A 22,572-nucleotide genomic window follows, 5' to 3' on the forward strand; every position below is an offset into this window, starting at 1 on the left:
CGGCGAGGTCGGCGCCCGTACCGTCTAACGGACCCCACCTGCCCCTTCGTACGCCATGAGGATCAGCCATGCCTGCGCTGCGCACCGCCCTGCTCCAGAGTTCCGGGCAGCTCGGATCCGTCTCCGAGAACCTCACGGCGCTCGACGATGCGGCCGCGCGCGCCGCCGCCCAGGGGGCCGGGCTGCTCGTGGCGCCCGAGCTGTTCCTCACCGGGTACGCGATCGGCGACGACATCGCCCGCCTCGCCGAGGCCGCCGACGGCCCTTCCGCGACGGCGATCGCCGAGATCGCGGTCCGCCACCGGGTCGGCGTCGTCTACGGCTACCCGGAGCGCGAGGGCGACGTCGTCTTCAACTCCGCGCAGCTCATCGGCCCGGACGGGACCCGCCTCGCGAACTACCGCAAGACCCACCTCTTCGGCTGCTTCGAGCGCGACGCCTTCACCCCGGGGGAGCAGCCCGTCGTCCAGGCCGAGCTGGGCGGCGTCCGCGTCGGCCTCATGATCTGCTACGACGTGGAGTTCCCGGAGAACGTCCGCGCGCACGGCCTCGCGGGCACCGACCTGCTTCTCGTCCCCACCGCGCAGATGCACCCCTTCCAGTTCGTCGCCGAGTCGGTCATCCCGGTGCGCGCCTTCGAGAACCAGATGTACGTCGCGTACGTCAACCGCGTCGGCCCCGAGGGCGAGTTCGAGTTCGTCGGCCTGTCCACGCTGGCCGGCCCCGACGGGGTGGCACGGGCCCGCGCCGGCCGCGGCACCGAGCTGGTCGTCGGCGACGTCGACCCGGACTTCCTGCGCGCGTCCCGCGAGACCAACCCCTACCTGCGCGACCGCCGCCCCGGCCTGTACGCGTCCCTCGTCTGAGCCCACCCCCTCACCTGACTTTTCAGTTCGTGCAAGGAGTCCGTACCCCATGACGTCCACGGTGCCCACCGCCATCCAGCACACCGACGCCCAGCCGCCGATCACCATGTTCGGCCCGGACTTCCCCTACGCGTACGACGACTTCCTCGCGCACCCCGCGGGCCTCGGCCAGATACCCGCGACCGAGCACGGCACCGAGGTCGCCGTCATCGGCGGTGGCTTGTCCGGCATCGTCGCCGCGTACGAGCTGATGAAGATGGGCCTCAAGCCCGTCGTCTACGAGGCCGACCAGATCGGCGGCCGGCTGCGCACCGTCGGCTTCGAGGGGTGCGACGCCGACCTGACGGCCGAGATGGGCGCCATGCGCTTCCCGCCGTCCTCGACGGCGCTCCAGCACTACATCGACCTGGTGGGTCTGAAGACCCGCGCGTTCCCGAACCCGCTCGCCGAGTCGACCCCCTCCACGGTCGTGGACCTCAAGGGCGAGTCGCACTACGCCGAGACGGTGGCGGACCTGCCGCAGGTCTACCGCGACGTGGCGAAGGCGTGGGCGGACTGCCTGGAAGAGGGCGCCGACTTCTCCGACATGAACCGCGCCCTGCGCGAGCGCGACGTGCCCAAGATCCGCGAGATCTGGTCGAAGCTGGTCGAGAAGCTCGACAACCAGACCTTCTACGGCTTCCTCTGCGACTCCGAGGCCTTCAAGTCCTTCCGGCACCGCGAGATCTTCGGCCAGGTCGGCTTCGGCACGGGCGGCTGGGACACCGACTTCCCGAACTCCATCCTGGAGATCCTGCGCGTCGTCTACACCGAGGCCGACGACCACCACCGCGGCATCGTCGGCGGCAGCCAGCAGCTGCCCCTGCGCCTGTGGGAGCGGGAGCCGCAGAAGATCGTGCACTGGGAGCCCGGCACGTCCCTGAAGACGCTCCACGAGGGCGGCGAGCCCAAGCCGGCCGTGACGCGCCTGACCCGCACCGCCGGGAACCGCGTCACCGTCACCGACGCCTCCGGCGACATCCGCACCTACCGGGCGGCGATCTTCACCGCCCAGTCGTGGATGCTGCTCTCCAAGATCGAGTGCGACGACTCGCTCTTCCCCATCGACCACTGGACGGCGATGGAGCGCACCCACTACATGGAGTCCTCCAAGCTGTTCGTGCCGGTCGACCGGCCGTTCTGGCTGGACAAGGACGAGGAGACCGGCCGGGACGTCATGTCGATGACGCTCACCGACCGCATGACGCGCGGCACCTACCTCCTGGACGACGGTCCGGACAAGCCCGCCGTCATCTGCCTCTCCTACACCTGGTGCGACGACAGCCTGAAGTGGCTGCCCCTGTCGGCGAACGAGCGCATGGAGGTCATGCTCAAGTCGCTCGGCGAGATCTACCCGAAGGTCGACATCCGCAGCCACATCATCGGCAACCCGGTGACGGTCTCCTGGGAGAACGAGCCCTACTTCATGGGCGCCTTCAAGGCGAACCTGCCCGGCCACTACCGCTACCAGCGGCGCCTGTTCACCCACTTCATGCAGGACCGCCTGCCCGAGGACAAGCGCGGCATCTTCCTCGCGGGCGACGACATCTCCTGGACGGCCGGCTGGGCCGAGGGCGCGATCCAGACCGCGCTGAACGCGGTGTGGGGCGTGATGCACCACTTCGGCGGGGCCACGGACGCCACGAACCCCGGTCCGGGCGACGTGTACGACGAGATCGCGCCGGTCGAGCTGCCGGAGGACTGACCGCCGAAGGCCTGGCTGCCGGAGCAGTGGCGAGGGGCGCGGTGGCGGCGGCCGCGCTCAGTCCGGCAGCGGGGTGAGCAGGATGCGCCCCACCAGGCCCACCGCCCCGTCCAGGCGCTGCGTGAACTCCTCGGCGACGCCGGGCAGCTCCCGCAGCGCCCACAGGGCGCGGGCCGCCGCCCACGCGCCGTCGCGGGCCCGCTCCAGGCTCCAGGAGCCCGCCAGATGGGTCAGCGGATCGCTGATCTGGAGGAGGTCGGGGCCGGGCATCAGCTCCTCGCGGATGTGTTCCTCCAGGGCCACGAGGATGTCGCCCACGCGGTCGAACTCGTCCTCCAGATCGGCCGGTTCGCAGCCCAGCGCACGGCAGGTGTCCAGCAGCGCGAGCGCCAGATCGTGGCCGATGTGCGCGTTGATGCCCGCGAGGGCGAACTGCAGCGGGCGTACGCCGGGATGGCGCCGGTACTGGAACAGCGGACGCCAGCAGGCGGGCGGTGTGCGGCCGTCGGACGCGGCGTCGACGGCGGCCAGATACCGCTGTGCGAACCGGCCCCCCAGCGTGGCCGCGGCCCGGGTGTCGGGGAAGGCGCCCCGACCGATGCTCCGGCCGATCTCCTCGGTCACCGAGAGGTAGACGCGGTTGAAGACGGCCACCCCGTCGTGCGGCGGCCAGTCGTCGCCGAGCGCGCGCATCCGCGCCAGGACGCTGTCGACCTCCGGTGTGCGCGCAGGCGGCCCGGCCGGCCCGGACCGCTGCGCCACCATGCCGTCGCCCCCGCGCTCCGGGGCCCGTGTCTGTGCGAACCGCTCCACCTGCGCCATGGGGGCAGGGTCCCAGGCCCGGCCCGACCGGGCCCTCGGCGCACCGGTCGCTTCCCCGAAACGAGGGACCCCGCCGCCCCGGTTACGAGCGGACGCCGGAAGGGGCCTCGGCGCCCGCCGGGACCCGCCGCCGCAGGACGAGCGCAACGCCCGCGGTGGCCAGCGCCAGCGCCACGAGCAGCGCGCTTACGCACAGGGGCGAGCGGTGGCCGAGCCCCGCCGAGATCGCGAGACCGCCGGCCCACGGACCGAACGCGCCGCCCACGTTGAAGGCGGCGGTGGCGAAGCCGCCCGACAGCCGGGGCGCGTCGCTCGCCGCGTAGAGGGCCTGCGAGATCAGCGTCGAGCCCACGCCGAAGGACAGCGCGCCCTGGACGAGGACCAGCACGACCACGGCCACCGGGTGCGCGGCGGTCACCGCGAACAGGACCCAGCCCGCCAGCAGGGCGAGCATGCCCGACACCAGGAGCGGTACCGGCCGTACGTCGGCGGCGCGGCCCGCCAGCGTGACGCCGGCGAACGAACCGATGCCGAAGAGCGCGAGCACCATCGGCACCCAGGCCGAGCCGAGCCCGGTGACCTCGGTGACCAGGGGCGCGAGATAGGTGAACGTGCAGAACGTCGCGCCGTTCACCAGCGCGCCGAGCAGCAGGGTGACCAGCAGCCGTGGGTCACCCAGCGCGCGCAGCTCGCCGAGGACGCCCGGCCCGGCGGTGTCCGGCGCCCCCTTCGGCACGGCCCGTACGATCGCGAGGATCGCGGGCACCGAGAGCAGGGCCACGGCCCAGAACGCGGAGCGCCACCCCCACATCTCGCCGAGCAGCGCACCCGCGGGCACCCCCGCGACGCAGGCGATTGTCACCCCGCCGAGCAGGGCCGAGGTCGCGCGGCCCTTCGCGTGTGGCTCGACCATGGCGGTGGCGGTCACCAGGGCGACCGCGAGGAAGCCGGCGTTGGCGAGAGCGCCCACCACACGGGTGGCGAGGAGCACGGCGAAGCTCGTGGTGAGCGCGCCGACGACATGCACCAGCAAGAAGGCGACCAGGAACGCCGAGAGCGCGCCGCGCCGCGAGAAGCGGTGGCTCGCGACGGCCATCAGCGGCGCGCCGACCACCATCCCGATGGCGAAAGCCGAGGTCAGATGGCCCGCGGACGGGATGGACACCTCCAGGTCCCGGGCGATGTCCGCCACCAGACCGGACAGCATGAACTCGGAGGTGCCTTGCGCGAAGACGGCAAGGCCGAGCAGGTAGAGGGCAAAGGGCACAGCAGGACTCCGCAACCACGAGGAAACGCCGGGATCAGGGCACGGGGCGGTGATCCGGTGGCGGCGCGGAGGTCGCGTACGGCCGAGGCGGAGGTCGCATGCGGCCGTCGTGTCAGTGCGAGAGCGCGGAAAGCCACCGGAGGACCGGTGGCCGCAGTCTTGACGCCTCGGGGCTGGACATGGCGGGCACGCTAGTCAAGCGGTGCGCGCCCTGTCCACCCGATTACCGGGGCCTGTCGCTCCGACTACCGGGCCCTGTCGCTCTCGTCCGTGGCGCCGCTCTCGTCGTAGGTCGACGTGCCCGCGTCCAGCAGCGGTTCCTGGGACTTGAGGTGCGGCGGGGCGAACGCGCGCAGCACGTGGTAGCCCGTGATGACGACGATCGTGCCGAGCGCGATGCCGCTCAGCTCGAAGTTGTCGGTGATCTTCAGCGAGACACCGCCGACGCCGATGATGATGCCGGCGGCGGTCGGCACGAGGTTCAGCGGATTGCGCAGGTCCACCCCGGCGTTGAGCCAGATCTGCGCGCCGAGCAGGCCGATCATGCCGTACAGGATGACGGTGATGCCGCCGAGCACCCCGCCGGGGATCGCCGCGACGACCGCGCCGAACTTGGGGCAGAGCCCGAAGAGCAGCGCGAAAGCGGCCGCCGCCCAGTACGCGGCCGTGGAGTAGACGCGGGTCGCCGCCATCACGCCGATGTTCTCGGAGTACGTGGTGTTGGGCGGCCCGCCGACCGCGGTGGAGAGCATGGAGGCGGCGCCGTCGGCGGAGATCGCCGTGCCGAGCCTGTCGTCGAGGTTGTCGCCGGTCATCTCGCCGACGGCCTTGACGTGGCCCGCGTTCTCCGCGACCAGCGCGATGACGACGGGCAGCGCCACGAGGATCGCCGACCACTCGAAGCTCGGCGCGTGGAAGGAGGGCAGGCCGATCCAGTCGGCCTTGCCGACGCCGGACAGGTCCAGGCGCCAGTGGTCGACGACCTTGCCGGCGGCGTCCGCCGAGTGGATCGCGCCGAAGACCTGGTCGAAGACCCAGGAGACGGCGTAGCCGAAGACCAGGCCGAGGAAGATCGCGACACGCGACCAGAAGCCGCGCAGACACACCACGGCCAGTCCGGTGAACAGCATCACCAGCAGAGCCGTCCACTGGTCCTGCGGCCAGTACGTCGACGCGGTCACGGGCGCCAGATTGAAGCCGATCAGCATGACGACCGCGCCGGTCACGACCGGCGGCATCGCGGCGTGGATGATCCGCGCCCCGAACTTCTGCACCGCGAGCCCCACCAGGAACAGCACGGCGCCCACCACGAGGACGGCGCCGGTGACCGTCGCGCTGGAGCCGCCCTGCGCCCGGATGACGGCGGCCACGCCCACGAACGAGAGCGAGCAGCCCAGGTAGCTCGGCACCCGCCCGCGCGTGGCGAGCAGGAAGATGACGGTCGCGACACCCGACATCATGATGGCGAGATTCGGGTCGAGGCCCATCAGCACGGGCGCCACGAAGGACGCGCCGAACATGGCCACCACGTGCTGCGCGCCGAGCCCGAAGGTGCGCGGCCACGAGAGCCGCTCGTCGGGCCGCACGACCGCGCCGGGGGCGGGCGTACGGCCGTCGCCGTGCAGTTTCCAGCGCACGCCGAGATCCATGGTGAGTGTCGCTTTCTGTGCGCCGGACGGACCGCACAGCGTGTCGCGCGTGGCCCGAAATGATCGACGCCATGTTAATGCGACGTCAGTGCGACTTCTCTCCGGTCGGCTGCGCGCTCGGGGCCGGCGCCGCCGCTCGGCCGTCCGTGCGCAGGACGCCCGCGAAGACCGCGAGGCCGAAGGCGAGCAGCGTCACCAGGCCGAACGAGACCACCAGGCTCGTCGCGTCCGCCAGCGTGCCGATCGCGGAGGGGGCGATGAGGCCCGAGGTGTACGTGATGGTGGCGACGCCCGCGATGGCCTGGCTGGGGTTCGGGCCGCTGCGCCCGGCCGCGGCGAACGCCAGCGGCACCACGACGGCGATCCCGAGGCCCAGCAGGGCGAAGCCGCCCATGGCCATGACCGGATGGGTCGCGAAGACCACGAGCAGCCCGCCGAGGGCCGCGAGCACCCCGCCGGCCCGCACCGTGCGCACCGCCCCGAACCGGTCCACCACCGCGTCGCCCGCCAGCCGTGCGACGGCCATGGTGAGCGTGAAACCGGTGGTGGACGCGGCGGCGACACCGGCCGACGTGTCCAGGACGTCCCGCAGGTAGACCGCCGACCAGTCCAGGCTCGCGCCCTCGGCGAAGACCGCGCAGAAGCCCACCGCGCCGATGAGCAGCGCCGACTTGGGCGGCAGCGAGAACCGCGGCGGCACCTCCTCCTCGGGCGTCGCCTGGAGGTCGAGCACTCCCTGGCAGGCGGCGAGGCCGAGCACCGTCAGCGCGGCGGCGGCGAGCGCGTGGTGCAGCCGGGCGTCCGAGCCCAGATGGGCGGCGACCGTGCCGGCCGCCGAGCCGATCAGGGCGCCCACGCTCCACATGCCGTGCAGCCCCGACATGATCGACTTCTGCATGCGGGTCTCCGTCTCGACGCCGAGCGCGTTCATCGCGACGTCGGACATGCCGGACGTCGCGCCGTACACGAAGAGCGCGAGGCAGAGCGTGAGCAGGTTGGGCGCGAGCGACGGCAGGATCAGCGAGAGCGTCCACAGCGCCAGCAGCCCGCGCAGCGCGTTGCGGGCGCCGAAGCGGTGGCTGATCCGGCTCGCGAGCGGCATCGCGAGGGAGGCGCCGATCGCCGGGAAGGCGAGGGCCAGGCCGAGCAGGCCGGCGCTGACCGAGGCGTGCTCCTGGATCCAGGGGACCCGGGTCGCGAAGGAGCCGGTGACCGCGCCGTGCACACAGAAGACGGCCGCCACGGCGATCCGCGCGCGCCGCAGCCGCCTCTTGTCGTGGACCACTTCACCCATCACCGATCCGCCCCTCCCGAGATGTGCCCCGATACGGCGACGTAAACTATCAGGAACCCTGCCTGATAAATAGAAGCGCTCTGTGGAAGGATCGCGGCATGCCTGCCTCACCGAGGACCGCCCGGGCCATCAACGACCGGTTCGCACTGGGTCTGCTGCAGAGCGAGGGCCCCCTGACCGCGGGCCAGTTGAAGCAGCTCACCGGCCTGTCCCGGCCCTCGGTCGCCGACCTCGTCGAGCGTCTCCAGGGCGCCGGGCTCGTCACCGTCGTGGGCGAGGCGGGCGCCCAGCGGCGCGGCCCGAACGCCCGGCTCTACGGGATCGTCGCCGACCGCGCCCACCTCGCCGCGCTCGACGTGCGCACCGACGGCGTCCGCGTGGTCGTGACCGACCTGCTGGGGGCGCGGCTCGCCGAGGCCCGCGCGCCCATCGGCGGCGACACCGCCGCCGCGGTCGAAAGCGCCCTCGCGCTCGTCGAGGGCGCCGTACGCGAGAGCGGCGCCCAAGGGCTGCACACCGTCGGCATGGGCGCGCCCGGCCTCATCGATCCCGCCACCGGCGAGCTGCACGACACGACGTCCCTGCCCGCCTGGCACCGCCGGCTCCCCGGCGCCCTCCAGGAGCGGCTCGGCGCGCGGGTCCTGGTGGAGAACGAGACCAACCTCGCGGCCCGCGCCGAACGGCGCGAGGGCGCCGCGCACGACCGGGACACCTTCGTGCTGCTCTGGCTCGGCGAGGGTGTGGGCGCCGCCGTCGTGCTCGACGGCGTGCTGCGCAGGGGGGCCTCCGGCGGCACGGGCGAGATCGGCTTCCTGCCGGTGCCGGGCACGGGCTCGCTGCCCTCCGCCACCGGCTGCGAGGGCGGTTTCCACTCGCTGGCCTGCGCCGCCGCGCTGCGGGAACTCGGCGCGGAGCACGGCCTGTCCGGCCCCGGCCTGACCGCCGCCGACGTGGTGCACCGTGCCGTCGGGAGCGGCGCGGACGCCTTCCTGGACGCCGTCGCGGACCGGATCGCCGTCGGCGCCGCCGCGATGGCCGCGATCCTGGACCCGGGCTGCGTGGTGCTGGGCGGCGAGGTGGGCCGCGCGGGCGGTGCCGCGCTCGCCGAGCGGGTCACCGCCCGTGTCAGCGCCATGTCGCCCCTGCGCACCGAGGTCCGGGCGAGCGTCCTCGGCGACTCGGCGGTCTCTCGCGGCGCGCTGCTCGCCGCCCGTGACGCGGCCCAGGACGAACTGTTCGGCCCGCCGCCCGGCCGGTGAGGCGGGGCGGCGGGCCGGGTCGGGCGAAGGTCAGCAGGCGCCGAGGTCCTGCCAGACGCCCCACTGGCCGCCGGCGCCGGGCTCATCGCCCTTCGTCCACCACTTCGCCTTCCAGGTGTGCGCCTTGTGCGAGACGGTCGTGCCGGAGCCGTACTCGGCCGACGAGCTCCACGCGGGGGCCGTGCACGCGCCGGGTACCGGCGGGTCCGTCGGCCCCGGCGGGTCGGTGGGGCCGGTGCCCGTGCCCGGTTCGACGACCGTGGTGCCGCGCGCCAGGTCGCCGGTGAGCGCGTACGTCGTGCCGCTGATGTTCACCGTCCAGTTCCACGGGGTCGACACCGGCAGGTAGTAGTTGAACGACAGGTCCACCGAGGCGCCCGGGGCCAGCGACTGCCAGGCGGGAAGCTTCAGCGAGACCCGGTGGAAGTCGCCCTTCAGGCCGCCGACGTTGCTTCCGGTGTGCTCGCTGCTGATGACCTTCGTGCCGAAGCCCGACTGGTCGGAGGCGTTGCCCGGGGCCGAGGTGGCGTAGTCGAACTGGAACTCCGTACCGCCCGGCAGCGCCGTCTTGGTGTTGTTGGTGATCTTCACCTTGGGCGTGATCGGGTAGTTGGAGTCACCGAGCTTGAAGTCCCCGAACTCCACGCCGATGTCCACGGCCTTGGTGGGCATCTCCTTGTTCGCGACCTTCGCGCCGTACGGCTTCGCGGCCTTGAACTTGTCGTGCATCAGCGAGGTGAGCGTGTCGCCCATCTCGTACTGGCCCTTGGCCGCGTTCCAGCGGTAGTCGCCCGCCATCTCCCAGACCATCGTGCCGCCGATGCCCCGGTCGACCACGTAGTCGGCCTTCTTCGCCACCGACTCCTCGTCCTCCGTGGACAGGAAGACCTTCTTCTCCGCGTTCCACAGCCACGGCGCGACCAGCGAGGAGCTGTACTTGCGGGCGTAGGTGCCGGTCAGCCTGGTGTCCGCGGGGAAGCCGTACTTGGTGACGTAGTCGCCGACGATCCCCTTCTCCAGGTTCTTGGCGTGCCACATCGGGTTGGAGCCCGCCGGGGACTCCTTGCCGTTGTCGTCCTTGTCGTGCCACAGGTTGTCGATGCCGACCGCGCCGTCACCGCACTTGGTCAGGCCCGAGCCGGCCGGACACGTGCTCGCCGCCGCCTTGCCCCACAGCCCGTCGGTGCCGCCCTGCACGTTCTTGTGGCCGCGCGTGTAGTACGGCAGGCCGATGTTGATCCGCCCCGCGGGCATCGAGCCGCGGAAGTAGTGGTAGGCCCAGTCGGTGTTCAAGTAGCCGATGCCGCCGTACTGCTGGCTGCCGTAGACGCCCGCCGCCGCGAGTTCGGCGTCCTTGCCGTCGTCGAAGAGCGAGGCGTTCGGACCGACGTACTCGTTCCAGGCGCCGTGCAGGTCGTAGGACATGATGTTGACGTAGTCCAGGTACTTCTGGACCTGGAAGGTCTCCATGCCGCGCAGCAGATAGCCGGAGGAGGGCGCCGCCACGGTCAGCATGTAGTGCCTGCCGTCCGCCGCGCCCGCCCTGTCGAGCTTCTCGCGCAGGGACTTCATCAGCGCCGCGTAGCCCTTGACCAGGCCGCCGCGCCGGGCGTTGGAGATCGGGAAGTCGGCCGGGTGGCCCGCGTCTTTCATCGAGGTCGGGTACTCGTAGTCGATGTCGACGCCGTTGAAGCCATACTTCTTTATGAAGGCGACCGCCGAGTCGGCGAAGGTGTCGATGCCCGCCTGGTTGACCGAGCCGTCGGCGTTGGTCGCCATCGAGTAGAAGCCGCCGGACTTCACGCGCTCGCCGTCGTCGCCGAAGTAGCCGCCCGTCTCGGCCCAGCCGCCCACGGAGATGAGCGTCTTGACGTCCGGGTGCTTCTTCTTGAACTTGTTGAGCAGGTTGAAGTGGCCCTTGTAGGGCAGCGCGGGGTCCATCTCGGCGCCCGCGACGCCCGGCCAGGTCATGCCGGTGGCGGCGTTCTTCTCGCCGTCGGAGCCCACGGAGAGCTTGTTGGCCTTGTCGATGTGCCCGAAGGCGTAGTTGACGTGGGTGACCTTCTCCCACGGGATGTCGGAGGCGAGGTAGGCGGGCTCGCCGTTCTTGCCGGTGCGCCAGCCGGTGAAGTAGCCGATGACCCGGCGCTGGTGGTCGGCGCCCATCTTCTCGCGGCCGGCGCTGTCGTAGACGGAGCAGTAGGGGACGTCGACACCGGGCGTCCGGTAGAGGCCGTCGGGGCGGCAGGACGCGTCGTCGGCGGCGTGCGAGACGCCGCCGGACACCATGCCGAGCAGCATTCCGGCTACGGCGACGCCGGTCGCGAGCACGGTGGATCTCGCGCGGTCGAGGGACGGCAAGGGGGCCTCCAGGGGCATGGTGGAACGCGGACGGGCGGAACAGCACAGCCGGTACAGAGGTGGGACGTTCTGGGGCCCGGTGTGCGCACACCGTCGGCTCCGGCTCCTGGGAGGTGACGCAGAGATTAAGAGGACTAGACCAGTCGGTCAATAGGTCTGGACCAAGTTGTTGAACGCAAGATCGATGGCCGTCCTTGTGAGCCAGCCCACAGCCGGTCACTCGCCTGGCCCACGACCAGGCGTGGCACACTGGCCTCGTACCACAAGCAGCGCACTCCGGGGTCGGTGTAATTCCGAACCGGCGGTTACAGTCCGCGACCCGGCCGCCTCCAGCGGTCGGTTGACCAGGTGAAATTCCTGGACCGACGGTGAAAGTCCGGATGGGAGGCAGTGCGCGGCGGGCGGGCATCTCATGCACGCCGCCGACTTGGCTTGTTCCTGGCCTCGGCCAGGGGCGGTTCCTGGGACCTCCCGGGGACAGGTCTCTTTCGGCGACGACGTGTCTGACGGTGTCGTCGTCGCCCGTACGTGTCGTCGTCATCGACAGCCCCGGAGTCCGTGCCGAAGAGGCAGGAGGACCCGGTGGCCACCGCCGTAGCCGAAGCAGCCGCCATGCGGCGCGCCGTCGAGCTCGCAGCGCTCGGTCTCGGAGCCACGAGCCCCAACCCCGTCGTCGGCTGCGTCGTGCTCGACGCGTCCGGCGAGGTCGCGGGGGAGGGCTGGCACCAGCGCGCCGGCGGCCCGCACGCCGAGGTCAACGCCCTGCGCGCGGCCGGTGAGCGGGCCCGCGGCGGCACCGCGCTCGTCACCCTGGAGCCCTGCAACCACACCGGCCGCACCGGCCCCTGCGCCCAGGCCCTCATCGACGCCGGGATCGCCCGCGTCGTCTACGCCGTCGGCGACCCCGACCCCACCGCGACCGGCGGCGCGCAGACGCTCCGTACGGCCGGGATCTCCGTGGAAGCCGGCCTGCTCGAAGCGGAGGCCGCGCGGGGCAACGCCGCCTGGCTCACCTCCGTACGCCTCGGCCGCCCCCACGTCACCTGGAAGTACGCCGCCTCGCTGGACGGCAGGATCGCCGCCGCCGACGGTTCGAGCCGCTGGATCACCTCCGCCGACTCCCGCGCCGACGTGCACCGGCTGCGCGCCCAGAGTGACGCCGTCGTCGTCGGCTCCGGCACCCAGCGCGCCGACGACCCGCACCTCGCCGTGCGGGACGTGCCGGGCGCCGTCCAGCCGCTGCGCGTCGTCGTCGACACCCGCGGCACCGCCGTCACACCGGGCGCCCGTGTCCTGGACGCCGCGGCGCCGACCCTGATCGCCGTGGCCGAGGACGCCCGCCCCCGGCACGGCGCCGAGACCGTCCGGCTCCCGCGCACCCAGCACGGTCTGGACATCCCGGCCCTCCTCGACGTCCTCCACCGGCGCGGAGTGCGCTCCGTGCTCCTCGAAGGCGGCCCGACCCTCGCCGGCGCCTTCGTCGCCGCCGGCGCCCTCGACCGCGTCGTCGCCTACCTCGCCCCCGTGCTGCTGGGCGCGGGCCCCACCGCCCTGGCCGGCGGCGGAATCACCACCATCACCGAAGCGTTGCGGCTCGACGTGAGCGAGACCGTCCGCCTCGGACCCGACCTGCGCATCACCGCGACCCCCGTAGCGAAGGAGCACTGACGTGTTCACCGGAATCGTCGAAGAGCTGGGCGAGATCACCGCCGTCGAGAACCTCCCCGACGCGTCCCGGTTCCGCCTGCGCGGCCCCGTGGTCACCGAAGGGGCCCGGCACGGCGACTCCATCGCCGTCAACGGCGTGTGTCTGACGGTCGTGGAGCACGAGGGCGACGAATTCACCGCCGACGTGATGGCGGAGACCCTGAAGCGCTCCAGCCTCGGCGCGCTCACCGTCGGCTCCCGCGTCAACCTGGAGCGCCCCACCTCGGTCGGCGCGCGCCTCGGCGGGCACATCGTGCAGGGCCACGTCGACGGCACCGGCGAGATCCTGGCGCGCGAGCCCTCCGAGAACTGGGAGATCGTCACGATCTCCCTGCCCGCCGGCCTCTCCCGCTACGTCGTGGAGAAGGGCTCCGTCACGGTCGACGGCGTCAGCCTCACCGTCGTCGACGCGGGCCCCGACTTCTTCACCGTCAGCCTGATCCCCACCACCCTCGCGCTGACCACCCTCGGCATCAAGCAGCCCGGCGACCCGGTCAACGTCGAGGTCGACATCATCGCCAAGTACGTGGAGCGCCTCCTCGGCGACCGCGCCCACGCCCCCGGTCGGGAGGCCACCAAGTGAACTGGCTCAACAGCGAGGCCTTCACGGCCTTCGACCAGCACATCATGTGGTCCGACATGATCGGCAACACCGTCGGTCTCATCGCCCTCGCCCTCGGCTGGCGGCGCTCGATATGGACCTGGCCCGCCCAGTTCCTGTCCGGCGTCATCCTCGTCGCCGCGTACGCCGCCGCGGAGCTGTCCGGCGGCGTCGGCAAGCAGTTCCTCGTCATCGGCGTCGCGCTGTGGGGCTGGCGGCAGTGGACGCGCGGCAAGCGGCAGGCGCAGGACGGCTCCATCGCCATCCGCTTCGCGAGCTGGAAGGAGCGGGGGATCCTCCTCGGCGGCACCGCCCTCGGCACGCTCGCCGTGGGCGCGCTGTTCACCGCCGTGCCCTCGCTGTCCTGGAACCCCTGGCCGGACGCCTACATCTTCGTCGGCACGCTCGCCGCGATGGTCGCCCAGGCGCGCGGCCTCGTCGAGTTCTGGTTCGCCTGGCTGCTCGTGGACGTCGTCGGCGTGCCCCTCGCCTTCAGCAGCGGCCTGGCCTTCTCCGGCCTCGTCTACGTCGTCTACCTCGCCCTCGTCCTGTGGGGCATGCGCGACTGGTGGCTGCGCTCCCGCGCGGCGGCCTCGAAGCACGTCATCGAAGGAGCCCCGGCATGACCACGGCACCTGTCCGATACAGCACGGACGACGTCGAGGACCTGTCCCTCGACCCCGTCGAGCAGGCCGTCCGCGACATCGCCGCGGGCCGCCCCGTCGTCGTCGTCGACGACGAGGACCGCGAGAACGAGGGCGACCTCGTCGTCGCCGCCGAGATGGCGACCCCCGAGATCGTCGCCTTCATGATGAGCGAGTGCCGCGGCCTGATCTGCGCGCCCATGGAGGCCGAGGAACTCGACCGGCTGCGCCTGCCGCAGATGGTCGAGAACAACACCGAGTCGATGAGCACGGCCTTCACCGTCTCCGTCGACGCCTCGGCCGCCCACGGCGTGAGCACCGGCATCTCCGCCGCCGACCGCGCCACCACCCTCCAGCTGCTCGCCCGCGGGACGGCCGCCGCCGACGACTTCGTGCGGCCCGGCCACATCTTCCCGCTGCGCGCCCGCTCCGGCGGTGTGCTCGCCCGCGACGGCCACACCGAGGCCGCCGTCGACCTCGCCCGCCTCGCGGGCCTGCGCCCCGCCGGCGCCATCGTGGAGATCGCGGGCGAGGACGGCAAGATGCTCCGCCTGCCGGAGCTGATCCCCTTCGCCCGCAAGCACGGACTGACGATCATCTCCATCGCGGACCTGATCGCCTACCGCCGCTCCAGCGAGCCCACCGTCCGCCGCGAGGCCGAGGTCAAGCTGCCCACCGCCTTCGGCGACTTCACCGCCTACGGCTACCGCTCCACCGTCGACGGCGTCGAGCACGTCGCCCTCGTCCACGGCGAGCTCGGCGAGGGCGAGGACGTCCTGGCCCGGCTCCACTCCGAGTGCCTGACCGGCGACGTCTTCCACTCCCTGCGCTGCGACTGCGGCCCGCAGCTGGAGGAGTCCATGCGGCGCATCACCGAGGAAGGACGCGGCGTCCTCGTCTACCTCCGCGGCCACGAGGGGCGCGGCATCGGCCTGCTCTCCAAACTGCGGGCCTACGAACTCCAGGAGCGCGGCAGCGACACCCTCGACGCCAACCTGGAGCTCGGCCTGCCCGCCGACGCCCGGGACTACGGCGCGGGCGCGCGGATCCTGGACGACCTCGGCGTGCGCAGCGTCCGCCTGATGACCAACAACCCCGACAAGACCGACGCCGTCCTGCGGCACGGCCTGCGGATCACCGCACGGGAGCCGATGCCCGTCACGGCCGGCGAGCACAACCTCCGCTACCTGCGCACCAAGCGGGACCGGATGGGCCACGACCTGCCCTGGCTGGACACCCCCGGCGTCTCGCCCTGCGGCAACCAGTAAGACACCCCCCAACTTTCCACGACTGCTGTCGACGGACCCGAAGGAGAAGCGCGTGAGCGGCAAGGGCGCACCCGAACTGAGTGTGAAGAACTGCGGAGACCTGCGGGTCGCGATGATCGCCGCGCAGTGGCACGAGAAGGTCATGGACGGCCTCGTGAACGGCGCCCTGCGCGCCCTCGGCGAGCTGGGCATCAGCGAGCCGACCGTCCTGCGCGTGCCGGGCAGCTTCGAGCTGCCGGTCGTCGCGAAGGTCCTCGCCGGACGCGGCTACGACGCCATCGTGGCACTCGGCGTCGTCATCCGCGGCGGCACCCCGCACTTCGAGTACGTGTGCCAGGGCGTCACCCAGGGCCTCACCCAGGTCTGCGTGGACACCGGCGTCCCCATCGGCTTCGGCGTGCTCACCTGCGACACCGAGGAGCAGGCCCTCGACCGCGCGGGCATCGAGGGCTCCCGCGAGGACAAGGGGCACGAAGCGGTCACCGCGGCCGTGGCCACCGCGACCACGCTGCGCGCCGTCTCCGAGCCCTGGCGCTGAGCGGCGCCCCCCGGCCGCGTAGAGTGAACGGCATCATGTCCAAGAAGACTTTCGAGGAGCTCTTCGCCGAGCTCCAGCACAAGGCCGCCAACGGCGACCCCGCGACCTCCCGCACCGCCGAGCTGGTCGACAAGGGCGTCCATGCCATCGGCAAAAAGGTCGTCGAGGAGGCCGCCGAAGTCTGGATGGCCGCCGAGCACGAGGGCAAGGAAGCCGCCGCCGAGGAGATCTCGCAGCTGCTCTACCACGTCCAGGTGATGATGGTCGCCCGCGGCATCTCCCTCGACGACGTCTACGCCCACCTCTGAGCCGCACGTCATCCGAGCCGGCCCCACACCCCTTCACGCAAAGGAATCCGACCTCATGCTGCGCATCGCCGTCCCCAACAAGGGTTCACTGTCCGGACCTGCGTCGGCGATGCTCCATGAGGCCGGCTACCAGCAGCGCAAGGAGTCGAAGGAACTCGTCCTCGTCGACCCAGAGAACGAGGTCGAGTTCTTCTACCTCCGGCCCAAGGACATCGCGATCTACGTCTCGGCCGGCCGGCTGGACATCGGCATCACCGGCCAGGACCTGCTGGTCGACTCCGGGGCGAACGCCGAGGTGATCCTGCCGCTCGGCTTCGCCCGCTCCACCTTCCGCTTCGCCGCCAAGCCGGGCACCGCCCACGGCATCGAGGACCTCGCCGGCAAGACCGTCGCCACCTCCTACGAGGGCATCGTCGCCAAGCACCTCGCGGACCACGGCGTCGACGCCTCCGTCGTCCACCTCGACGGCGCCGTCGAGACCGCCATCGAACTGGGCGTCGCCCAGGTCATCGCGGACGTCGTGGAGACCGGCACCTCCCTGCGCAACGCGGGCCTGGAGGTCTTCGGCGAGCCGATCATGAAGTCCGAGGCGGTCGTCATCCGGCGCGCCGGCGCCGACGGCGACGACGACAAGGTGCAGCAGTTCCTGCGCCGCCTCCAGGGCGTCCTGGTCGCCCGGTCGTACGTGATGATGGACTACGACTGCCGCGCCGAGCACCTGGAGCGGGCCGTCGCCCTCACCCCCGGCCTCGAATCGCCGACGATCTCCCCGCTGCACAACGAGGGCTGGGTGGCCGTGCGCTCCATGGTCCCCGCCAAGGAGGCGCAGCGCGTCATGGACGACCTGTACGCCCTCGGCGCGCGGGCCATCCTGACCACCGCCATCCACGCCTGCCGTCTCTGAACCGGCCGGAGCCCGCATCCCATGTCCGACCTTCCCGCCCTGCCCGTCACCTTCCGCCCCCGGCGGACCCGGGTCGTCATGCTCACCGCCGGAGCCGCGATGTTCGTGGTCCTCACGGTGATCGCCCTGCTGCTGCCCCACCTGAGCGCGGGGGAGCGGACCAGCTTCGTGTTCACCGGCGCCCTGCTCTTCGGCGTGCTCGTGCTGCTCAGCAGGCCCAAGGTGGTCGCCGACGACTCCGGCGTGACCGTCGTCAACATCGCGACCAGCAGGCGCCTGGCCTGGGCCGAGATCATCCAGGTCACCCTGCGCCCCGGCGACCCCTGGGTGTTCCTGAACCTCAGCGACGGCACCAGCCTGCCCGCCCTGGGCATCCAGCCCGGCATCGCCAGGCAGCAGGCCATCGCCGACTCCCGGGCCCTGCGCGCCCTCGTGGACGCCCGCACACCGCCGGGCGACTGACACCGCGCGCAGTGTCTTGACGTTCTGATTAATCTGGTGGCGGGGCACGCAAGGTGTGCCGCCCCGCCCCTGACGGGCCCGCCCGGCCCCCAGGGGCTCCTGCTACCCGAGGAGTGACACCCTCCGGCGATGGACGGATCGTCCTGTAGTACCTGCGCCGCCCTCTCCCGACACACCGGGAACCGAACGACCGGAGGGGCGGCGGCATGACAGTCCCCCTGCTCCTCCTCGCGGCGGCATTCCTGCTCATTCTCGCCAACGGCTTCTTCGTGGCGGCCGAGTTCGGCCTCGTCACCGTCGAGCGGGCCGACGCGGAGAAGGCCGCGGCCGACGGCGACCGCCGGGCCCGCACGGTCGTCGGTGCCCTCAAGGAGCTGTCCTTCCAGCTCTCCGGCACCCAGCTCGGCATCACCATCACCTCGCTCGTCGTCGGCATGCTCGCCGAACCGGCCCTCGCCCACCTGCTCGCGGGCCCGTTCACGGCGCTCGGCGTCCCCGAGGGCGCCGTCGGCGGGGTCTCCGTGATCGTCGGCATGCTGCTCGCGTCCGCCGTGCAGATGGTCGTCGGCGAACTGGTGCCCAAGAACTGGGCGGTCTCCCGGCCGCTGCAGGTCGCGCGGTTCGTCGCGGGCCCGCAGCACGCCTTCTCGCGGCTCTTCCGGCCCGTGATCGCCCTCCTGAACGCCGTGGCCAACCGGCTGGTGCGCGCCCTCGGCGTCGAACCCGCCGATGAACTCGCCTCGGCCCGCACCCCCGGCGAACTGGTCTCCCTGGCCCGCCACTCGGCCCAGGCCGGCGCCCTGGAGCAGGACACCGCCGACCTGTTCGTCCGCACCCTCTCCCTCGGCGAGCTGACCGCGCAGCACGTCATGACGCCGCGCGTGAAGGTCAGCGCGCTCCAGTCGTCGGCGACCGCCGAGGACGTGGTCAACCTGACGCGCGCCACCGGCCTGTCCCGCTTCCCCGTCTACCGCGAGCGGATCGACGAGATCATCGGCATGGTGCACCTCAAGGACGCCCTCGCGGTGCCCGCCCACGAGAGGCTGCGCACCCCGGTGAGCCGCATCGCCCGGTCCCCGCTCCTGGTCCCCCAGACCCTCCCCGTGCAGCCCCTGCTGGGACGGCTGCGCAGCGAGCAGCCCATGGCGGTCGTCGTCGACGAGTACGGCGGCACGGCCGGGGTGGTCACCCTGGAGGACATCGTCGAGGAGCTGGTCGGCGAGGTGCGCGACGAGCACGACCTGCACGACCTGCCCGAGCTGTGCGCGGCGCCGCCCGAGGACGGCAGGCCCGCGTGGGACGCCGACGGCGGCTGCCGTGTCGACACCTTGCAGCGCATAGGCCTCGACGTGCCCGAGGGGCCCTACGAGACCGTCGCGGGCCTCGTCGCCGACCTGCTAGGACGCATCCCGGCCCCCGGTGACCGCGCCGAACTCCCGGGCTGGCGCCTCTCGGTGCGCCAGGTCGGGCACAACCGGGCCGAGCGGGTCAGGATCGCCGTGACGGCGGACGCCCCGCTCGCCGCGAGCGCCGCGGAGGCGAGCCGATGAGTCTGCTGCAACTCCTCTTCGCCGTGCTCCTGGTGCTCACCAACGGCTTCTTCGTCGGCGCCGAGTTCGCGCTGGTGTCCGTGCGCCGCAGCCAGATCGAGCCCCTGGGGACCAAGCGGTCCCGCCAGGTCCTCCACGGCCTCGAACACCTGCCGCAGATGATGGCCGCCGCCCAGTTCGGCATCACCGTCTGCTCCCTGACGCTCGGCGCCGTCGCCGAGCCGACCGTCGCGCACCTCCTGGAGCCGCTCTTCCACGCGGTCCACCTGCCCGAGGGCATGGTCCATCCCCTGGGCTATGTGATCGCGCTCGCGGTCGTCGTCTTCCTGCACCTCGTCGTCGGCGAAATGGTCCCGAAGAACCTCGCGATGGCGGCGCCCGAGAAGACCGCGCTCTGGTTCAGCCCGGGCCTGGTCGCCTTCGCCCGGCTGTGCCGGCCGGTGACGGCGGCCCTCGGGGCGTGCGCGCGCCTCGTTCTCAGGCTCTTCCGGGTGGAGCCCAGGGACGAGGTCGAGGCGGTCTTCACCAGCGAGCAGCTCAACCGCCTCGTGGAGGACTCCGGCCAGGCGGGCCTGCTCGACCCCGAGGAGCAGGAGCGCCTGGAGGACGCCCTGGAACTGGGCTCGCGCCCGGTGACGGACGTCCTGCTCGACCGCGCGTCCCTGGTGAGTGTGGACGCCTCGGTCACCCCGGGCCAGGTCATCGACCTCACCGGGCGCACCGGCTACTCCCGCTTCCCGATCCAGGCGCAGAACGGCGCGTTCATGGGCTACCTCCACGTCAAGGACGTACTGGACCTGGAGGAGACCGACCGGGCGGTGCCGCAGCAGGTCTGGCGCCCGATGACCACGCTGCGGGCGGAGCTCCCGCTGGACGACGCCCTGACCGTGATGCGCCGCGCCGCGACCCATCTGGCGCAGGTCGCCGACGCCTCGGGCAAGGTGCTCGGCCTGGTCGCCCTGGAGGACGTCCTGGAACTCCTGGTCGGCAAGGTCCGCGACCCCGCCCACCGCGTCACCGTGCCCCGCAGGGCCCAGGACACCAAGGGGACCCGCGAGAAGCTCGACGGCGCCCTCGTCGGCCGCCCCGGCTGACCGGCGGGCCGCGGGACGTGCCCCGGACTCACATCCCCGGCGCGTCCCGCGGTCCCCGCCCCGACAGCACCTCTCCATAGGCCTGCATCAGATCGGGGAGCCGCAGCGTCGACAGGTCCTCGCGGCCTGGCTCACCGGGATAGCCCGAGAGCCGCAGATCGCGGTAGGCGCAGCTCTTCTCGTAGAGGGTGCGCAGGAAGCGGCCGTTGCCCAGCTCGTCGATCCAGGCCTGGTCGACGACGTGCCCGCTGATGGAGCGCAGCTCTTCGAGCGCCTCCTCGTCCCACTTGTCGCCGTTGTCGGCGGCCAGCACCTCGCCGATGGCGGTCAGTTCCAGGGGGCGGTACGAGGGAAAGTCGACGCGTGTCGTGAAGCGCGAGGACAGCCCCGGGTTGACGGCGAGCAGCCGGTCCATGCCCTCGGGATAGCCCGCGAGGATCACCACGAGGTGATCGCGGTTGTCCTCGGCCCGCTTGAGGAGGACCTGAAGGGCCTCGTCGCCGTACGCGTCGCCCTTGCCGTAGCCGGAGTTGGACAGGGAGTACGCCTCGTCGACGAAGAGGACGCCGCCGATCGCCGAGTCGATCAGCTCATTGGCCTTCACGGCGGTCTGCCCCAGGTACTCGCCGACGAGGTCGGCGCGCTGGGCCTCCACCAGGTGGTCGCCGCCGAGCAGCCCCAGCGCGTAGAAGACCCGGCCGAGGATGCGGGCCACGGTGGTCTTGCCGGTGCCCGAGGGGCCGGAGAAGACGAAGTGCCGTTTCGGCGGCTGGACCGGCAGGCCCTGCGCGGCCCGCAGCCGCGCCATGTTCAACTGCGCCGAGAGCGCCTTGACCTGGCGCTTGACCGGATCCAGGCCGACCATGCCCTCCAGCTCCGACAGGGCGGCCGCGAGGAGCGCCGGGTCGGTGGTGCCCGGGGGCGGCTGCGCGGGGCCGGGCTTGATCGGGATGATCGCCTTCTCGCGGACGGCGTCGGCCTCGGACCGGCCGGGGCCGTTCTGCCCCGCCGGACCGGTGTTCTGCCCCGCCGGTCCGCTCGGTCCCGGCGGGCCGCCTCCCGGGGGTGGCTCGGGGGTGACCTTCACGTCACGGCCCTCGGTGCCGAAGAGGACGTCGATGCCGTCGGGCCCCTCCAGCGCGTCCTGGCCGCCGCCCGCCAGGCTGATCGCGGCGGCCAGATCGGCCGCCTCGTCGTAGCCGTCGCCCTCGGAGATGGCCGCGAGCCGCGCCGAGGTGTCCATGAAGGAGGAGTCGACCCGGTGCACGGCCCGGTACAGGGGCAGGGCGGCGGCCGAGCGGCCGGTGCCCTCGTGGGCCCTGGCCAGCCAGTACCGCAGCTCCTTGCGCTGGGGCTGCTCGCTGCGGCAGCGCATCAGGGCGGCGGACAGCAGCGGCTCGGCCTGCCCGTACGTCTCCAGGCGCACCCGGGCCATGCCGCCGAACAGCCCGGCCTCGATGCCGAGCATCGGGTCGTCGATCAGCGGGTCGGTGTGCCGGACCAGCTGCTCCCAGTCCTTGACCAGATAGGCGCGGCAGGCGTGCAGGAAGCGCACCTGCGGATCCGCGTCGACGGGCGGCAGCCCCGCGAGCGCCCGGTCCAGCTCGGGGACGTGCCGGCCGTCCAGCCAGTGCGAGGCGTGCGCGAGCAGCAGATCCCGCGCGCTCTCCAGCACCGGCTGGACCCACCAGCCCAGCCAGTACCAGGAGTTCAGGGTGCGGGTGTGCCGTGTGCGCTGCTCCCCGAACCTGTCCCGGTGCTGGAACATCCGCAGCAGCGCCGTCGTCGTGTCGACGCGCAGCGCGTGCAGGCCGAGCCAGCCGTCGGCCATCCCCGGATCCATCCGCACCGCCGTGCGGAACTCCTCCTCGGCCTGCGGGTAGGCGCCCACCGTGTAGGCGTCGACGCCCCGCAACCAGGCGAGGTCGGCCGGTGCGGGTGTGCCCATCGCGTCGAAGTCCATCACGTCCCCCACGAACCGTGCCCCCGTTTGCCAGCCACCGGGCCGGTGCCCGTCGGCCACTGCGCTGAACCGCCGTGCTGTGGACGGGAGTTGATCAGGCGCGCAGAGCAGCCGTCCGAAAAGGCGCACCGATAGGCATCGTACCTGCGCAGGAGCGGTCGGCCGTAGGGTGCCGCACCGCCGGATCGGCCGGAAAAGGGGGTCGGGGAGCGCGAGCGGTGGTGACCGAGGGTGAGCGAATGACGGCTCGCAGCGGCCGAAAAGTGGGCCC

The 22,572-nt window shown here is 72.2% G+C and carries 19 protein-coding genes and 1 riboswitch; of the genes, 13 read left to right on the top strand and 6 right to left on the bottom strand.

Annotation, left to right across the window (positions count from 1 at the left end; genetic code table 11):
• The first annotated feature begins 68 nt into the window (after nt 1-68).
• Together ABZ385_RS21345 and ABZ385_RS21350 are read left to right on the top strand one after the other, a co-directional pair.
• Complete coding sequence (locus ABZ385_RS21345) at nt 69-866, top strand: carbon-nitrogen hydrolase family protein (RefSeq protein ID WP_358582251.1); 798 nt, start codon at nt 69-71, stop codon at nt 864-866.
• Between the two features lie 49 nt (nt 867-915).
• On the top strand, nt 916-2,610 hold the full coding sequence (locus ABZ385_RS21350) for an NAD(P)/FAD-dependent oxidoreductase (protein WP_358582253.1): 1,695 nt from the start codon (nt 916-918) through the stop codon (nt 2,608-2,610).
• A gap of 57 nt (nt 2,611-2,667) precedes the next feature.
• Here ABZ385_RS21350 and ABZ385_RS21355 read toward each other — a convergent pair whose 3' ends face one another.
• The 4 genes from ABZ385_RS21355 to ABZ385_RS21370 form a co-directional block, all read right to left on the bottom strand.
• Nucleotides 2,668-3,375, bottom strand: a complete 708-nt coding sequence (locus ABZ385_RS21355) for a DUF5995 family protein (RefSeq protein WP_358582312.1) — start codon at nt 3,373-3,375, stop codon at nt 2,668-2,670.
• 139 nt (nt 3,376-3,514) lie between these two features.
• Complete coding sequence (locus tag ABZ385_RS21360; RefSeq protein ID WP_358912609.1) at nt 3,515-4,699, bottom strand: Cmx/CmrA family chloramphenicol efflux MFS transporter; 1,185 nt, start codon at nt 4,697-4,699, stop codon at nt 3,515-3,517.
• Between the two features lie 245 nt (nt 4,700-4,944).
• A complete protein-coding gene (locus ABZ385_RS21365) occupies nt 4,945-6,348 on the bottom strand; it encodes a solute carrier family 23 protein (protein WP_358912611.1) in 1,404 nt (467 codons plus the stop codon).
• Nucleotides 6,349-6,433: 85 nt separating this feature from the next.
• Nucleotides 6,434-7,642, bottom strand: a complete 1,209-nt coding sequence (locus tag ABZ385_RS21370) for an MFS transporter (protein ID WP_358912613.1) — start codon at nt 7,640-7,642, stop codon at nt 6,434-6,436.
• Nucleotides 7,643-7,740: 98 nt separating this feature from the next.
• Between ABZ385_RS21370 and ABZ385_RS21375 the strand changes: the two genes are divergently transcribed.
• Nucleotides 7,741-8,901: an ROK family transcriptional regulator gene (locus ABZ385_RS21375; protein ID WP_358912614.1), complete on the top strand. Its 1,161-nt coding sequence runs from the start codon at nt 7,741-7,743 to the stop codon at nt 8,899-8,901.
• Between the two features lie 30 nt (nt 8,902-8,931).
• Here the strand turns inward: ABZ385_RS21375 and ABZ385_RS21380 are convergent, their stop codons facing one another.
• The gene (locus ABZ385_RS21380; RefSeq protein ID WP_358912634.1) at nt 8,932-11,202 is read right to left on the bottom strand and encodes a chitinase C-terminal domain-containing protein; all 2,271 of its coding nucleotides are present in this window, start codon (nt 11,200-11,202) and stop codon (nt 8,932-8,934) included.
• 327 nt (nt 11,203-11,529) lie between these two features.
• Nucleotides 11,530-11,660, top strand: a riboswitch (FMN riboswitch).
• 214 nt (nt 11,661-11,874) lie between these two features.
• Here ABZ385_RS21380 and ribD point away from each other — a divergent pair.
• From ribD to ABZ385_RS21430, 10 genes are all read left to right on the top strand, one after another.
• Nucleotides 11,875-12,930 (top strand): bifunctional diaminohydroxyphosphoribosylaminopyrimidine deaminase/5-amino-6-(5-phosphoribosylamino)uracil reductase RibD, encoded by a 1,056-nt coding sequence (gene ribD / locus ABZ385_RS21385; protein ID WP_358582315.1) that lies wholly within the window; start codon nt 11,875-11,877, stop codon nt 12,928-12,930.
• A 1-nt stretch (nt 12,931) separates the two neighbouring features.
• Nucleotides 12,932-13,552 (top strand): riboflavin synthase, encoded by a 621-nt coding sequence (locus ABZ385_RS21390; protein WP_358582267.1) that lies wholly within the window; start codon nt 12,932-12,934, stop codon nt 13,550-13,552.
• 44 nt (nt 13,553-13,596) lie between these two features.
• A complete protein-coding gene (locus ABZ385_RS21395; RefSeq protein WP_358582317.1) occupies nt 13,597-14,196 on the top strand; it encodes a nicotinamide mononucleotide transporter family protein in 600 nt (199 codons plus the stop codon).
• A complete protein-coding gene (locus ABZ385_RS21400; RefSeq protein WP_358582270.1) occupies nt 14,193-15,482 on the top strand; it encodes a bifunctional 3,4-dihydroxy-2-butanone-4-phosphate synthase/GTP cyclohydrolase II in 1,290 nt (429 codons plus the stop codon). The genes ABZ385_RS21395 and ABZ385_RS21400 overlap by 4 nt, the downstream gene beginning before the upstream one ends.
• Nucleotides 15,483-15,534: 52 nt before the next feature.
• On the top strand, nt 15,535-16,020 hold the full coding sequence (gene ribH, locus ABZ385_RS21405) for a 6,7-dimethyl-8-ribityllumazine synthase (protein WP_358912616.1): 486 nt from the start codon (nt 15,535-15,537) through the stop codon (nt 16,018-16,020).
• Nucleotides 16,021-16,055: 35 nt separating this feature from the next.
• The gene (locus tag ABZ385_RS21410) at nt 16,056-16,328 is read left to right on the top strand and encodes a phosphoribosyl-ATP diphosphatase (RefSeq protein WP_135330016.1); all 273 of its coding nucleotides are present in this window, start codon (nt 16,056-16,058) and stop codon (nt 16,326-16,328) included.
• Between the two features lie 55 nt (nt 16,329-16,383).
• Nucleotides 16,384-17,232, top strand: a complete 849-nt coding sequence (gene hisG / locus ABZ385_RS21415) for an ATP phosphoribosyltransferase (protein WP_358582275.1) — start codon at nt 16,384-16,386, stop codon at nt 17,230-17,232.
• 21 nt (nt 17,233-17,253) lie between these two features.
• Nucleotides 17,254-17,694, top strand: a complete 441-nt coding sequence (locus tag ABZ385_RS21420; protein WP_358582277.1) for a PH domain-containing protein — start codon at nt 17,254-17,256, stop codon at nt 17,692-17,694.
• Nucleotides 17,695-17,900: 206 nt separating this feature from the next.
• Nucleotides 17,901-19,244, top strand: coding sequence for a hemolysin family protein (locus tag ABZ385_RS21425; RefSeq protein WP_358912618.1), 1,344 nt, complete (start codon nt 17,901-17,903; stop codon nt 19,242-19,244).
• Nucleotides 19,241-20,338 carry a hemolysin family protein gene (locus ABZ385_RS21430; RefSeq protein ID WP_358582281.1) on the top strand — a complete coding sequence of 366 codons (1,098 nt, stop codon included), beginning with the start codon at nt 19,241-19,243 and terminating at the stop codon, nt 20,336-20,338. Before ABZ385_RS21425 ends, ABZ385_RS21430 begins: the two co-directional genes overlap by 4 nt.
• A 28-nt stretch (nt 20,339-20,366) precedes the next feature.
• Here the strand turns inward: ABZ385_RS21430 and ABZ385_RS21435 are convergent, their stop codons facing one another.
• Nucleotides 20,367-22,301, bottom strand: a complete 1,935-nt coding sequence (locus ABZ385_RS21435; RefSeq protein WP_358582320.1) for an AAA family ATPase — start codon at nt 22,299-22,301, stop codon at nt 20,367-20,369.
• Nucleotides 22,302-22,572 lie beyond the last annotated feature (271 nt).

This window comes from Streptomyces sp. NPDC005898, assembly GCF_040629635.1.
Taxonomy (GTDB): Bacteria; Actinomycetota; Actinomycetes; order Streptomycetales; family Streptomycetaceae; genus Streptomyces.